Source organism: Archangium sp. (genome assembly GCF_036277355.1).
In the GTDB taxonomy this organism is placed as follows: domain Bacteria; phylum Myxococcota; class Myxococcia; order Myxococcales; family Myxococcaceae; genus Archangium.
Map to the genome: position 1 here is coordinate 1 of NZ_DASUNC010000063.1, position 14,962 is coordinate 14,962.

The 14,962-nt window shown below is 68.6% G+C and carries 11 protein-coding genes and 2 rRNA genes; 11 read left to right on the forward strand and 2 right to left on the reverse strand.

All coding sequences use genetic code 11. The features are described 5' to 3' along the window. The 5 genes from VFZ09_RS16315 to VFZ09_RS16335 form a co-directional block, all read left to right on the forward strand. Positions 1-114, forward strand: a 23S ribosomal RNA gene (locus VFZ09_RS16315); the annotation flags it as partial. Positions 115-282: 168 nt separating this feature from the next. Further along, a 5S ribosomal RNA gene (gene rrf / locus VFZ09_RS16320) occupies positions 283-399 on the forward strand. A gap of 332 nt (positions 400-731) precedes the next feature. Continuing rightward, complete coding sequence (locus VFZ09_RS16325; protein ID WP_329728505.1) at positions 732-3,518, forward strand: serine/threonine protein kinase; 2,787 nt, start codon at positions 732-734, stop codon at positions 3,516-3,518. A 98-nt stretch (positions 3,519-3,616) separates the two neighbouring features. After that, the gene (locus tag VFZ09_RS16330; protein ID WP_329728506.1) at positions 3,617-4,990 is read left to right on the forward strand and encodes a lysine 2,3-aminomutase; all 1,374 of its coding nucleotides are present in this window, start codon (positions 3,617-3,619) and stop codon (positions 4,988-4,990) included. Continuing rightward, positions 4,990-6,201, forward strand: a complete 1,212-nt coding sequence (locus VFZ09_RS16335; protein ID WP_329728507.1) for a KamA family radical SAM protein — start codon at positions 4,990-4,992, stop codon at positions 6,199-6,201. The genes VFZ09_RS16330 and VFZ09_RS16335 overlap by 1 nt, the downstream gene beginning before the upstream one ends. A gap of 10 nt (positions 6,202-6,211) precedes the next feature. Here the strand turns inward: VFZ09_RS16335 and VFZ09_RS16340 are convergent, their stop codons facing one another. Beyond that, the gene (locus tag VFZ09_RS16340; protein ID WP_329728508.1) at positions 6,212-6,727 is read right to left on the reverse strand and encodes a hypothetical protein; all 516 of its coding nucleotides are present in this window, start codon (positions 6,725-6,727) and stop codon (positions 6,212-6,214) included. A 440-nt stretch (positions 6,728-7,167) separates the two neighbouring features. Further along, positions 7,168-7,881: a hypothetical protein gene (locus VFZ09_RS16345; RefSeq protein ID WP_329728509.1), complete on the reverse strand. Its 714-nt coding sequence runs from the start codon at positions 7,879-7,881 to the stop codon at positions 7,168-7,170. A 26-nt stretch (positions 7,882-7,907) separates the two neighbouring features. Here VFZ09_RS16345 and VFZ09_RS16350 point away from each other — a divergent pair, with 26 nt between their 5' ends. The 6 genes from VFZ09_RS16350 (at position 7,908) to secF (ending at position 14,926) form a co-directional block, all read left to right on the forward strand. Further along, on the forward strand, positions 7,908-9,014 hold the full coding sequence (locus tag VFZ09_RS16350) for a SpoIID/LytB domain-containing protein (protein WP_329728510.1): 1,107 nt from the start codon (positions 7,908-7,910) through the stop codon (positions 9,012-9,014). A gap of 47 nt (positions 9,015-9,061) precedes the next feature. Beyond that, positions 9,062-10,147, forward strand: a complete 1,086-nt coding sequence (gene queA / locus VFZ09_RS16355; protein WP_329728511.1) for a tRNA preQ1(34) S-adenosylmethionine ribosyltransferase-isomerase QueA — start codon at positions 9,062-9,064, stop codon at positions 10,145-10,147. A gap of 13 nt (positions 10,148-10,160) precedes the next feature. Next, on the forward strand, positions 10,161-11,345 hold the full coding sequence (gene tgt / locus VFZ09_RS16360) for a tRNA guanosine(34) transglycosylase Tgt (protein ID WP_329728512.1): 1,185 nt from the start codon (positions 10,161-10,163) through the stop codon (positions 11,343-11,345). A 274-nt stretch (positions 11,346-11,619) separates the two neighbouring features. Beyond that, complete coding sequence (gene yajC / locus VFZ09_RS16365; RefSeq protein ID WP_329728513.1) at positions 11,620-11,973, forward strand: preprotein translocase subunit YajC; 354 nt, start codon at positions 11,620-11,622, stop codon at positions 11,971-11,973. Continuing rightward, a complete protein-coding gene (gene secD / locus VFZ09_RS16370; RefSeq protein WP_329728514.1) occupies positions 11,973-13,742 on the forward strand; it encodes a protein translocase subunit SecD in 1,770 nt (589 codons plus the stop codon). The genes yajC and secD overlap by 1 nt, the downstream gene beginning before the upstream one ends. Positions 13,743-13,756: 14 nt before the next feature. Continuing rightward, entirely contained in the window at positions 13,757-14,926 is a 1,170-nt protein-coding gene (secF, locus tag VFZ09_RS16375) for a protein translocase subunit SecF (RefSeq protein ID WP_329728515.1), read from the forward strand. Positions 14,927-14,962 lie beyond the last annotated feature (36 nt).

Below are 14,962 nucleotides of genomic sequence, written 5' to 3' on the forward strand. Positions count from 1 at the left end.
CCCGGGCGCAAGCCCCTGAAGACCCGTCGAAGACTACGACGTTGATAGGCCGGGTGTGTAAGCGCGGTAACGCGTTGAGCTAACCGGTACTAATTGGTCGTGCGGCTTACTTTACCTCAATCTCTCACGAGCTCCACCCCCCACGGGGAGGGAGTAGGGGATTCGAGTCCAAGGTCGAGGCCCCGAGCGCGCTCCACAGAGCGGCGCCGGGCCCGGAAGAAGGCACCAGCTTCTCCAGCTAGAAATTGAAAACTACCCTTTGTATGTACTAAGTCACAGCTTTCCGGTGGCAATGTCGGAGGGGTCCCACCCGTTCCCATCCCGAACACGGAAGTTAAGCCCTCCAGAGCCGATGGTACTCCGCGGGAAACCGCGCGGGAGAGTAGGTCGCTGCCGGATTTTTTTGAAGGCCCCGAGTCCTCACACCACGTGAGAGCTCGGGGCCTTCGCCTTTGCGGGCTGCTGCCTGGTACTCCGTACGGCTTCACCGGGCACTGTCCGGCAGTTACTCCGAGAGCATCCAGGCGCAGCAAACGGTCGCCACTCTCGCGGCAGACCTTCCGAGACGGGGCGAATGACCCAAGTGGCTGGAACTCTTGAGGAATCCGCCATTCAGGGTGGTTTGACTCCCCGTCCGTGCTCCGTCTAAAGTCCCGGATTCGTCCGGTTTTCCACCCACTGCTCTCCCCCGAGTGGAGCTGTGGCCTTCCGGGTGCGGGCGGATCCACGCAATGAAGAAGCCGACCTCATTTGGGAAGTACCTCCTCCTCGAGCGCATCAACGTTGGCGGCATGGCGGAGGTCTTCACGGCCAAGGCCTTCGGCGTCGAAGGGTTCGAGCGGATCCTCGCCATCAAGAAGATCCTCCCGACGATGGCGGAGGACGAAGAGTTCATCACGATGTTCATCGACGAGGCACGGATCAGCGTCGAGCTGAACCACGCCAACGTCGTGCGCATCGACGAGCTCGGCAAGCACGAGGACACCTACTTCATCGCCATGGAGTACGTGGCCGGGCGGGATCTGCGCACGCTCCTGGAGCGCTACCGGCGGCGCAAGGAGATCATGCCCACGGCCCAGGCCGTCTTCGTCGCCTCGAAGATGTGCGAGGGCCTCGACTACGCGCACCGCAAGAAGGATGCGCGCGGGCAGGACCTGGGCATCATCCACCGCGACGTCTCTCCGCAGAACATCCTCATCTCGTACGAAGGCGAGGTGAAGATCATCGACTTCGGTATCGCCAAGGCGGCGAACCGGTCGCAGAAGACGCAGGCCGGTATCCTCAAGGGCAAGTTCGGCTACATGAGCCCGGAGCAGGTCCGTGGCCTGCCCATCGATCGCCGCAGCGACGTCTTCGCCGTGGGCGTCATCCTCTACGAGATGTTGACGGGCGAGCGGCTCTTCGTGGGCGAGTCGGACTTCTCCACCCTGGAGAAGGTCCGCAACGCCGACGTGCCCATGCCTCGGCAGTTCAATCCCAACATCCCGGCGGGACTCGAGAAGGTCCTGATGAAGGCCCTCGCCCGTGATGTGGAGGACCGCTACCAGTGGGCATCGGATCTCCAGGAGGATCTGATGCGCTTCCTCCTGGCTGGCGATGCCATCTACTCGTCCAAGCACCTCTCGGCCTACATGAAGGAGGCCTTCGCCGAGGACATCGTCCGCGAGGCCGAGAAGATGGAGCGCTACGCCTCCATCGAGCGTCCGGAACAGCTCGAGGCCACGGGTGTGACGGGTGAGCTGTCCCCCCGCGCGCCACGCCGGCAGCAGTCCCTCCCCGCGATGCCCGTCGGACGCTCGCCCACGGCTCCCGCTCAACCCGCGGTGAGCAGCGGCCATGTGCCTCCCGCGACCGATGAGGAGCTGGCGGAACTCGATGGCGCGGGAGACAAGACGCAGATCTTCGATCCTTCCCTCGTGGTTCCCCGGCCGGGAGCCTCCGGCCCGGCGGCCTCTTCGAGCGTGCTGGTCGACGACAGCCTGACGGGTGAGACGAACTACCCCTCCGGGGATGACAACTCGCCGCCCTCCGCTCGCGGCCGCGGTGGCCGGCAGCAGGTGGTCATTGGCGATGAGGAAGGGGAGGGCTACGCGGGCGCTACCGTTGTTGGACCTGCTCCCACGGCACGTCCGGAGCCTCAGGAGCCCAATGCCACCCGCGTGGGGCAGGTTGAATCGGGGAGCACCATGCTCAGCCCGATGCCCACCGGTCATCGCAGGCGGCTGACCCTGGAGCAGGAGCAGCAGGACTCCTCCCACGACGAGCTCGAGCAGGACGAGCAGCACCTGTCCGAGGAGTCTCAGGACGAGTATGGCGAGCAGCACTCGCCGGGGGAGGTGGACGATCCCCAGGAAGAGGAGACCACCGGCCCTGTCGCCATCCCGGAGGAGGCTCAGGAGCCCGCTCCCCAGAAGTCGAAGCCCCCGCCCCAGAAGAAGGCTCCTCGCGCCGCCGTGGCCGGCAAGAAGCTGCCTCCCAAGGCCATGATCGGCATCGCCGCGGGCGCCGTGCTGCTCGTGTTCGTGATGCTGGGTGTCGTGTTGTTCTCCGGGCCCAACACCGGCAGCGTGATGATCTCCGTCCAGCCCGCCCAGGGCGCGGAGGTCCGGATCGACGGCCAGCCGGTCGCGCAGAACCAGGTCATCGAGCTCCCCGCGGGCGTTCACAAGCTCACCGCCACCGCCCCAGGTCATCTGCGCGCGGAGCAGTCCGTCACCGTCACCAAGGGCCAGCGCGCCCAGGTGCTGAGCGTGTCGCTGGAGGCCGAGCCTCCACCCGATCAGCCCGAGAAGCCCGCGGCCACCGATACCCAGGTCGCCAGCGCCACCGGGACCGGGACCGGCACGGGAACGGGTACCTCGGCGGGGACTCCGTCCGACTCCCAGACCGAGCCGAGTGCTCCCGCTCAGGACCCGGCCCCGCAGACCGCGTCCGCGACGGGCTCGACTCCGGAGCAGGGGACGGGCACTCCGCCCGCGGCCGAGGAACCACCCAAGCCCACCACGTTCGCGGCCGTGTTCGTGGGAGATTCCGGCGCGGAGATCGAGGTGGCCGGCAAGCGCGTGGGCAAGACGCCCGACGCGAAGCTCGCCAACCTCACCATCGGCAAGACCTACGCCTTCACCGTCACTCGCGCCGGCTTCAAGCGCTACTCCGGCAAGTTCCGCTCCGAGGGCGACACCGAGGTGCAGGTGCCCTTCGAGCTCGAGAAGGAGGAGCCCGCCCCCGAGCGCCCGGAGCGCACCGTCTCCAAGTCCTCCCCGGAGAAGAGCACCCGGTCTTCCCGCTCCGTGGCCAAGGGCAAGCTCGCCTGCAGCTCCCGCCCTCCCGGTGCCCAGATCTGGGTGGACGGCAAGAACACCGGCCGTCAGACCCCTGTGGCACTTGGTAATCCGCTCCTCCTGCCGGTAGGCAGCCGCACCGTCGTCTTCAAGCTCGGCGGTAAACAGAGCAAGCCCCAGAAGGTCACCATCTCCGAGGGGGATGTGGCCAAGCTCATCAACATCCCCCTCGAGTAATCACGCATTGGTTGCCCTCTTTCCCGTGTTGGGTAAAGAGGGGCTTCCATCCGGGTTCCCGGTTTCCGGGCCCTGGTTCCCCTTCAAGGTGGATCGCCATGACGACGACGCCGATCCGCGGCAAGGCCGCCTCCGCTGGCCCCGCGCAGCAGCCCTTCTCCTATCCGCTCCGCCGTGAGTTCGTGGAGCCCGACTGGCGTCGCCTCCCCGGCTACAAGGACGTCTCCCAGGCCGAGTGGGAGAGCTCCGTGTGGCAGCGCAAGCACACCGTCAAGAACCTCAAGGAGCTCAAGGCCGCCCTCGGCCACTTCCTGCCGGATGACCTCCTGGCCAGCATGGAGCGCGACCAGCAGGAGCGGGCGACGATGTCCATCCTCGTCCCGCCCCAGATGCTCAACACCATGGACGAGACGGACCTGTGGAACGACCCGGTCCGCCGTTACATGCTCCCCGCCTTCGACGACCGGCACCCCGAGTGGCCCAACCACCCCAAGGCCAGCCGCGACAGCCTCCACGAGGCCGAGATGTGGGCCGTCGAGGGGCTCACCCACCGCTACCCCACCAAGGTGCTGGCGGAGATGCTCCCCACCTGCCCCCAGTACTGCGGCCACTGCACCCGCATGGACCTCGTGGGCAATGACGTCCCCCAGGTCCAGAAGCACCGCTTCAACCTCGGCCAGAAGGAGCGCTACGAGGCGATGCTCGACTACCTGCGCCGGACGCCCACCGTCCGCGACGTGGTCGTCAGCGGCGGCGACATCGCCAACCTCCCCATCCAGGCCCTCGAGCCCTTCGTCAGCGCCCTGCTCGACATCCCCAACATCCGCGACATCCGCCTGGCCTCCAAGGGCCTCATGGCCATCCCCCAGCACTTCCTCCAGGACTCCGTCCTCCAGGGGATGGAGCGGCTCGCCAAGAAGGCCAATGAGCGCGGCGTGGACCTCGCGCTCCACACCCACGTCAACAACGCCCGCCAGCTCACCCCCCTCGTGGGCAAGGCCGTGCGCAAGCTGCTCGACATGGGCTTCCGCGACGTGCGCAACCAGGGCGTCCTCCTGCGCGGCGTCAACAGCACCCCCAAGGATCTCCTCGAGCTGTGCTTCACCCTGCTCGATCACGCGAAGATCCTCCCGTACTACTTCTACATGTGCGACATGATCCCCAACTCGGAGCACTGGCGGCTCAGCGTGGCCGAGGCCCAGAAGCTCCAGCACGACATCATGGGGTACATGCCCGGCTTCGCCACCCCGCGCATCGTCTGCGACGTGCCCTTCGTCGGGAAGCGGTGGATCCACCAGGTCGCCGAGTACGACCACGAGCGCGGCATCTCCTACTGGACCAAGAACTACCGCACCGGCATCGAGGGCAACGACCCCGACGCCCTCTCGCGCAAGTACGAGTACTTCGACCCGATCTACACGCTGCCCGAGTCCGGTCAGCAGTGGTGGCGTGATCAGGCCAAGGCGGCGTGATGCTCCCCCCAGTGCCGCCCTCCAAGGGCGCCCCCGCGCGTCCGGCCTCCGAGGCCGGGCGCCGCTCCCTCTTTCCCGACGCCACCGACGCCGAGTGGTCCGACTGGCGCTGGCACCAGCGCCACGCCGTGCGCAACCTCGCGCAGTTGGAGAAGTACGTCCTCCTCACCCCCGACGAGCGCGCCGGCGTGCAGGAGACCTCCGAGCTGTTCCGCATCGGCATCAGCCCGTACTACCTGTCCCTCATCGACCGCGACCATCCGTTCTGCCCCATCCGGATGCAGTCCATCCCCGTCCGCGCCGAGGCCCGCATCCGCCCCGGTGAGCTCGCGGACCCGCTCGGCGAGGACAAGACCCGGCCCGAGGAGGCCATCGTCCACAAGTACCCGGACCGCGTCCTCTTCCTCGCGCTCGATACCTGCTCCGTCTACTGCCGCCACTGCACCCGCCGCCGCATCACCAAGGGCGGTGAGGCCGAGCTCACCAAGGAGCAGATGCGCCGCGGCCTCGAGTACATCCGCCGCCACCCCGAAGTCCGTGACGTCCTCATCTCCGGCGGAGATCCGTTCCTCCTCTCCGAGGAGCGGCTGGAGGAGCTGCTCGCCCCGCTCCATGAGATTCCCCACGTGGAGATGGTGCGCATCGGGACGCGTGTGCCCGTGTGCCTGCCCATGCGCGTCACCGACTCGCTGGCCCGGCTCCTGCGTCGCTACGCCCCCGTCTACGTCGTCACCCACTTCAACCACCCGAAGGAAGTGACTCCCGAGGCCCGCGAGGCCTGCGAGCGGCTCGTGGACCACGGCGTCCCCGTGGAGAACCAGGCCGTCCTCATGCGCCAGCTCAACTCGGATGCCCGCATCATCCGCGAGCTCTCCCACGCCCTGCTGCGCATCCGCGTCCGCCCCTACTACCTCCACCAGATGGACGTGGCCCAGGGCTGCGAGCACCTGCGCACCCCCATCTCCAAGGGCATGGAGATCATCCAGCAGCTGCGCGGCTACACCACCGGGCTCGCCGTTCCCCACCTCGCCGTGGACCTCCCCGGCGGCGGCGGCAAGGTGACCCTCCAGCCCGACTACGTCCTGGAGCGCGGCGAGCACGAGACCGTCTTCCGCAACTACAAGGGCGAGCGCTACGCCTACCCCGAGCCCGAAGAGACCGACTGCTCCTGCCCCTATGACTCCGTGTGGCAGGCCCGGCGCTGGGGATAGGGCAGGGCGCTCACTGCGCCCCGGAGGGCTCGGACGGGCCTTCCTCTCCCGCCGGCAGGCCGTGCTCCACCACCGGCGGCGCTCCCTCCTGCTCCTCCATCATCACCGGGTTGTCCTCGCTGAACCCCTCCTGGACCTGGATCTCCCCGGGCTCCTTGTCCGCGGAGGGCTTCGCCGCACCCGCCGCCTTCTCCTGCGCCTCCAGCGCCTTCTCCGCCGCCGCCACCTGCTCGTTCTGCTTCGGGCCCATCTTCGCTGACTGGCGCGCGTAGTCCTTCGGCGACACGCCGTTCTCCTCCATCACCTTCCGCGACGCCTCCTGCTGCTCCCGGATGATCTGCCGGCGCTCCTCGTTGCTCAGCTCCGAGGACTTCTTGTTGCCGTGCGTCGCGTTCACCTTGTCCACCGCCGCCTTCTCGGCCCGGCGGATGCGCGCCAGTTGCTCGGGGGTGAGATCCTCCGCCAACACGAGGTTCGGCGTCATGAGCCAGGTCGACAGCAACAGCACGGACAGACGGCGGGACATGGGCACTCCTGGATGGGCCCTTCCATCGTATGGGAGGTCCGGGGTCCACGGGTAATCCGGTGGGGCTCGGGGGCTCGCGTTCACGGTGGGAACCCGGGATGCGTGGCACCCTCACCCCGACCCTCTCCCGGAGGGCGAGGGAGGAGTTGGCGCGGTGGGTCGAAGTTGGCGCAGGGGTTTGTTGGTGGCGGGGGGCTGGTTTCTTCTAGCGGGTCCGGCAGCGCGTGCAGTTGTCCGTTTTTTCCGCGCAGGACTCTCTTGCCCGTGCGCATCTCGGTGGCAGATCCGCTCGATCCGGATTGAGGGCCACGACACCACACAGGGCCTCTGCTACGTCGCATGTCTGCGTGGACAGCGTGCACTGGTCCGCACAGGACAGCTCTCCCGCCGAGCCCCGAGCCCGCAGCTCCTCGAGCCGCGCCTCGTAGGTGGTCAGCTGGTCATCGTCCGAGCCGGCTACCCGGGTGTCCACCTGCTTGGGACAACCCACCAGGGCCAGCGTGAGCAGGGCAAGGTTCGCGATGCGCATCCCCCTCCCTTATGCCCCACCTCCCCCTCCGTCCAGGCCCTCGGCGCTCCAGGGACCGCGGTTGGACACGCCGCTCCGGCGCCTCCTCGGGGCGGTTGCAGTACAGGAATGCCGTCAGCACCAGCAGCACCGCCACCGCCAGCCTTCTCAGCACATCCTCCCGCCGTCCCTTCGGTGACTCCTCCTGCTCGCGCTCGGCTGCCTCGAGCGCCGCCGCCACCTCCCGCCCCAACGCCCGCAGCCTCCGGCACAGCGCCACCGTCTCCGTCAGCGCCCCGGGTACCGCCGCCGCCTCGCGCTCCAAGGCCTCGGCCAGCGCTCGCGACCAGACGTCCTCCTCCGCCTCGTTCTCCGGCTCCCGGCAGGGCAGGACCGCCGCCCGGGTCAACGCCAGCCCCGCTCGCAACAGGTGCACGCAGAAGGCTTCCAGCGTGATGCCGTAGAAGAGCGCGCTCTCCCGCGTCGAGCGGTCCTGGACCAGCCGCGTCAGGAGAAAGGCCGTCTGGCGATATGGCAGTGCTCGCAGCGCCGCGACGAGCTCGGCGGTCGACAGGTGGGAGACGTCGGGGGCAGGGGACACGGGGGCCTCATTCTCCGACATCCGCCGGCCGATTTCTTGAGCCATGAGCACCACCCCCTACACTCGAGGCCATGTTGCGTCCTGTTGCACTCCTCCTGCTCCTGCTCTCGCCGCTCCGCGCCCTCGCCGTGGAGACCATGCGCATCGCCATGGGCGACTCCCAGGGCCAGGTGCGCGTGAGTGGCAAGGGCCTCTCCTTCGCCTCCGATTCCGAGGACGCCCGCTTCTCGCCCCTCGACCAGGACAGCGCCACCGTGCGCCGCCGCGGCTCCCGTCTGGAGCTCAATGGCGCCCCCGTCATGGGCAACGCCGTCCGCTTCCGCGCCGGCCAGGAGGCTCGCGACGCCGGTGTCCCCGGCTCCTCGCCCCTCCGCGCCGGTGACATGCAGGTCCGCGGCGATGTCGTCGTGCGCCTCTACAAGGACGGCCTCCAGCTCATCAACGTCATCCCCCTCGAGGACTACCTCGCCGCCGTGCTCGGCAGCGAGATGCCCGTCTCCTTCCCCCCCGAGGCCCTCAAGGCCCAGGCCGTCGCCGCTCGCACCTACGCCCTCCAGAAGAAGCTCGAGACCTACGGCAGCCCCTTCCACATGGGCAGCAGCGTACTCCACCAGGTCTACGGCGGCGTCAACCGCGAGGACCCGCGCTCCCTCGCCGCCGTCCAGGCCACCCGCGGCGAGGTGCTCACCTACGAGCTCGCCCCCATCGAGGCCTACTTCCACGCCTCCTGCGGCGGCCGCACCGAGTCCGGCCAGGATGCCCTCCAGCGCAATCTCCCCTACCTCCAGGCCGTGGACTGCCCGTGCGGCGGCCTCCCCGCCAGCCGCTGGAGCGTCACCGTCTCCGACTCGGAGCTGCAGGCCGCCCTCGGCCAGTCCCCCGAGGGCTTCCATGTCACCTCCCGCACCTCCACCGACCGGGTGAACCGCGTGGCCACCACCGGGGGCCTCTCGCTCGATGGGGCGGCGTTCCGGCGCAAGCTCGGCTACACGAAGCTCAAGAGCCTCGACTTCGACGTGGAGCGCTCCGGCGGCGGCTGGCACTTCTCCGGCCGCGGCTACGGCCATGGCGCCGGCTTCTGCCAGTGGGGCGCCAAGGCGCTCGCCGACGAGGGCCTCTCCTACCGCGACATCCTCCTGCACTACTACCCGGGAACCGAGCTCCAGCAGCTCTACTGACACATCCCGTTTCGTCGAGGCGCCCGGGCTGTTACAAGCGCCCCTCCGTGTCCTCCCAGCTCTCCGACTACGACTTCGAACTCCCCGAGGCGCAGATCGCCCAGGCCCCCCTCGCGTCCCGCGATGCCTCCCGCCTCCTGGTGGTGAGCCGCTCCTCGGGCGCCCGCGAGCACCGCCACTTCTCCGACCTGCCCGGTCTGTTGCGCGAAGGCGACCTCCTCGTCGTCAACGACGCCCGCGTCATCCCCGCCCGCCTGCTCGGAAGCAAGGTGGGCAGCGGCGGCCGCGTGGAGCTCCTCGTCGTCCGCCCCTCGGCCCCCACGCTCACCTCGCAGGCCCTCGGCGGCGCCACCGAGGCCCTCGAGTGGATCTGCCTCGGCCAGGCCTCCAAGGGCCTCAAGCCCGGCGCCCGCGTCTCCTTCCCCGAGGGCCTCGAGGCCGAGGTGCTGGAGGCGCTCGGAGGAGGGGAGTACCGGGTGCGCTTCCACGCCGCGCCGGGCACCTCGCTCGCGGAGCTGCTGGACAAGGCCGGCCGCCTCCCGCTGCCCCCCTACATCACCCGCGCCCCCGAGGCCGCCGACGCCGAGCGCTACCAGACCGTGTACGCGCGGGCCTCGGGCGCGGTGGCCGCTCCCACCGCCGGGCTGCACTTCACCCAGGCCACCTTCGACGCCCTCGCGGCCCGGGGCATCCACCGCGTCGAGGTGACGCTCGACGTGGGGCCCGGCACCTTCCTCCCCGTGCGCGAGGACAACCTCGAGAAGCACCACATGCACCCGGAGCGCTACTTCGTCCCCGAGGCCACCGCCCGGGCGGTGAACGCCGCCAAGGCCGAGGGCCGCCGCGTGGTGGCGGTGGGCACCACCGTGGTGCGCACCCTCGAGGCCGCGACGGACCCGGACTCGGGCACCCTGCGCGCCGACACGGGCGAGACGACCCTCTTCATCCGCCCCGGCTTCCGCTTCCGGCAGGTGGACGTGCTGCTCACCAACTTCCACCTCCCGCGCTCCACGCTGGTGGTGCTGGTGAGCGCGCTGCTCGGCCGCGAGCAGACCCTGGCGGCCTACCGGGAGGCGGTCGCCGCCGGCTACCGGTTCTTCTCGTACGGCGACGCGATGTTGGTGACGGAGTAGGAGATACGACGCCATGGCAGAGCCGCGCAAGGAGAAGGGTGACACCCGCGTCCCGCCGAGTCTGGTGCGCTACGAGCTGTTGCACGAGGACGCCTCGGGCTCGCGCGCCCGCCGGGGCCGCCTGCACACCCCCCACGGTCTCATCGAGACCCCCATCTTCATGCCCGTGGGCACCGTGGGCAGCGTCAAGGGCGTGGGGCCGGATGATCTGCTCACCCTCGATGCTCAAATCATCCTCGGCAACACCTACCACCTGATGCTCCGGCCCGGAGACGACCTGGTGGGGGAGATGGGCGGCCTGCACCGCTTCATCTCCTGGGACCGCCCCATGCTCACCGACAGCGGCGGCTTCCAGGTCTTCAGCCTCGCCGAGAAGCGGAAAATCACCGAGGAGGGCGCCGCCTTCCAGTCCCACCTGGACGGGCGCCACATCCTCCTGACGCCCGAGCGCTCCATCGAGATTCAAGAGACGCTCGGCGCCGACATCATCATGGCCTTTGACGAGTGCCCGCCCTCCACCGAGGACCGGGCCTACCTGGAGAAGTCCCTGGCGCGCACCACGCGCTGGCTGCAGCGGTGCGTGAAGGCCTGGAGCCGCGAGCGCTCCTCGCTCTTCGGCATCGTCCAGGGCGGCCTCGACAAGAACCTGCGCAAGTCCCACGCCGAGGATGTGTGCGCGGTGGACCTGCCCGGTTACGCGCTCGGCGGCTACTCCGTGGGGGAGACCCCCGAGGCCATGCACGAGGGCGTGGCCTTCTCCGCCCCGCTCCTCCCCCGTGACAAGCCGCGTTACCTCATGGGCGTGGGTACCCCCGTGGACCTGGTCACCTGCGTGGAGCACGGGGTGGACATGTTCGACTGCGTGCTGCCCACCCGCTGCGCGCGCAACGGCCTGCTCTTCACCTCCGAGGGCAAGGTCGTCATCCGCAACGCCACCTACGCCAAGGATCCCCGGCCCGCGGACCCCGCCTGCTCCTGCTACACCTGCCGCAACTTCAGCCGCGCCTACCTGCGCCACCTCTTCGTGGCGGGCGAGATCCTCGCCATGCGGCTCAACACCCTGCACAACCTCCACTACTTCCTCACCCTCATGAAGGACGTGCGCCAGGCCATCGCCGAGGACCGGTACACCGCCTTCGCCCGGGACTTCCGCGACAAGGCCCGGGCCCAGGAGTCCGAGCGCACCCGCTCGAAGTAGGTGCCAGCGGTACATCCCGGCGGCCGTCCAGACGGCCGGTTCCTGGGGTCCGCCGGGGCTTTTCCAGCGTGCCGGACGGCACCTCCCTCCGGGGCAGCACAAGGCCAGGAGGAAGGCAAACGGGCTTGACGCGGTACGGAAAGGCCGGGGACTCCTCGCCGTTCACTTGCCCGGGGTGTGTGCCTGCTGCTAGAAGGCCCCCCTTTCCGGTTTGTCCGTTGTCCAGTGGTGGACGGCGGCGTGGGCGGAACCCTCTCTCGAGACGAGGCGGTTTGTGGCAGACAGCTTTCTGATCCTGGCCCAGGCGGCGGGCGGCCAGAGCGCCGTGCCCAGCATCGTGCTCTTCATCGGCCTGTTCGTGATCATGTACTTCGTCATGATCCGGCCGCAGAACAAGCAGCTCAAGGAGCACCGCGAGCTCGTGGCCGGCCTGAAGAAGGGCGATGAGGTCATCACCCGGGGCGGGCTGATCGGGCGCATTCACGTGGTGTCGGAGCGCGAGGTCACACTCGAAGTGGCCACCGGGGTGCGCATGCGCGTGCTCAAGACTTCCGTGGCCGGCAGGTATGCGACGGCGGGTGAGCCCGCCCCTGCCGCCAAGATCGAAGATAAGAAGGAGGAGAAGTAATGGATCGCGGCTGGTACTGGAGGCTGGGCCTGGTCATTGGCGTGACGCTGTTGACCGTGTGGCTCCTCGTCCCCTCCTATTATTCGCTGTTCGTGCTCGACAGGGCGGATCGCAACAACCTCACCCTGCTCGAGCAGCGGATGCCCAAGTGGGCTCCCCCCGCCAAGTACCGCATCAACCTGGGGTTGGACCTCCAGGGCGGTATCCACATGGTGATGCGGGTGGACACCAAGACGGCGCTGCAGAAGCGCACCGAGCGCCGGGGTGATCAGATCGCCCGCTACATCAACGACAAGCAGCTGGGCCAGGTGACCGTGAACACGGATCCCGAGGCCCTGCGCCTGTCGCTGACGGCCGCGGACCCCAACACCATGGACGCCATCGAGAAGGAGGTGCTCGCCACCTTCACCGACTTCGTCAAGGTGTCGCGCGATGGCGCCACGCTGGTGCTCACCCCGGACGAGGGCCAGGTGAACCGCTTCCGCGAGGAGGCCGTGGACCAGGCGATGCTCGTCATCCGCCGCCGCATCGACAAGTGGGGCGTGGCCGAGGTGGACGTGCGCAAGCTGGGCACCGACGCCATCCAGATCTCCCTGCCGGGCCGCAATGACCCGGAGCAGGCCAAGGAGCTGGTGGGCACCACGGCGCAGCTCGAGTTCCGCATGGTGGATGACTCCACCGACTTCTTCCGGCAGACCTTCACCCAGACGCCGCCGCCCGAGGGCAGCAACATCACCCTGGACACCTCCGAGGGCTTCCCGCAGCTGATGGGCCCCAACCGCGAGGCGCTGCTGGCCTACGTGCAGCCCAAGACGCCCGCGGACCGCCAGGTGCTGCTCGAGTGCATCCCCAGCGCGACGAAGAAGGGCGTGTGCGACAGCTACCGCACCTACCTGGTGGAGAAGGACGTGCCGCTCACCGGCGAGAGCCTGACGGGCGCGGACGCCAACCTCAGCCAGCTCAACGAGCCGGAGGTCAACGTCAGCTTCGACGCGGCCGGCGCTCGCGAGTTCGAGCAGCTCACCGAGAAGGGCACCGGCCGGCGCATGGCCATCGTGCTGGACGACTACGTGCAGTCCGCCCCGCGCATCAACGAGCGCATCGGCGGTGGCCGCGCCCGCATCACCATGGGCCGCTCGGGTGGCCGTCCCCTGGACGTGTGGCTCGCCGACGCCCAGACGCTGGCCCTGGCCCTCAAGGCGGGCGCGCTGCCGGCCCCCGTCACCACCGGTGAGATCCGCCAGGTGGGTGCCTCGCTGGGTGACGAGCTCATCCGCAAGGGCGGTCTGGCCGCCGCCGTCGGTCTGGCGCTCGTGGTCGCCTTCATGGCGCTGTACTACAAGGGCGCGGGCCTCATCGCGGACGTGGCGCTCATCCTCAACGGCATGCTCATCCTCGGCGGCCTGGCGCTCTTCAACGCCACGCTCACCCTGCCGGGCATCGCCGGCTTCGTGCTGACGCTGGGGATCGCGGTGGATGCCAACGTGCTCATCAACGAGCGCATCCGCGAGGAGCTCAGCCACGGCAAGACGGCCCGCATGGCGGTGGATCAGGGCTACGACCGCGCCTTCTGGACCATCTTCGACGCCCACGTCACCGCGCTCATCGCCGGCTTCGTGCTCTTCTTCACGGGTACGGGCCCCATCCGCGGCTTCGCCACCACGCTCATCATCGGCCTGCTGGCGTCGCTCTTCACGTCCATTCTCGTGACGCGGGTCATGATGACCTACGTCGTCCACGGCCGTAACGCGCAGACGGTGTCCGTCTAGCCCGGGGAACGCAGATGCAGATCCTCAAGAACAAGACGCACTTCGACTTCATCGGCAAGCGCAAGCCCGCCATCTTCATCTCCACGGCCATCAACCTGCTCATCCTGGTGGGCATCGCCGTGTGGGGCTTCAACTTCGGCGTGGACTTCGCCGGCGGCACCGTGGTCGAGGTCAAGTTCAACAACAACATCACCGCAGCGGACGTGCGCAAGCGCGCCGAGTCCGGTGGGCTGCACGACGTGTCCGTGCAGAGCATCGGCTCGGCGGACGAGAACTCGTTCCTCCTGCGGCTCGGCGGCGTCACCCAGCTCACCGAGGAGAGCGCGGCCAAGGCCAAGACGGCCCTCCAGGCGCTGGGCCCCATCAAGAGCATCTACCCGGACCTGGCCAACGGCATCATCAACCTGCGCTCCGAGCAGGCGCTCAGCGCCGAGCAGATCCGCAACGCGGTGGTGGGCACGGGCACGGGCGTGGAGGAGGTGCGCGAGCTGGGCGCCGCTCAGTCCGGTGGCTTCGACTACCAGGTCGTCGCCAGCGGCATGGCGGACCGCATCCGCGCCGCGCTCATGACGGGCCAGCAGGCCGACAAGCCGGACTTCGAGATGCGCCGCACGGAGTACGTGGGTCCGCAGGTCGGCAAGCAGCTGCGCAACCGCGGCGTCATGGCGCTGCTGTACTCGATGATCGCCATCCTCATCTACGTGGCGTTCCGGTTCGACTTCAAGTTCGGCCCGGGCGCGCTGCTCGCCATGCTCCACGACGTGGTGATGGTGGCCGGCTTCTACCTGGTCAGCCGCGCCGAGTTCAGCCTCACCGCCATCGCCGCGCTGCTCACCATCGTCGGCTACTCGGTCAACGACACCATCGTCATCTACGACCGCATCCGCGAGGACATGGCCAAGTTCAAGGGCAAGCCGCTGGCGGAGGTCATCAACATCGCCGTCAACGACACCCTGGCCCGCACCATCCTCACCTCCGGCACCACGGCCCTCTCCCTCATCGGCCTCATCATCTTCGGCGTGGGAGAGATCCGCGACTTCGCCATCGCGATGCTCATCGGCATCATCGTGGGCACCTACTCGTCCGTGTACATCGCCAGCCCGCTCACCATCTGGCTGGACGAGCGCGAGGCCGCCCGCCAGGCCCGTGAGAAGACCGGCATGAACCAGCCCAAGACGGCCTGAGCCACACGCGGCCGTTCACACCGAGGCCCTCGTGCT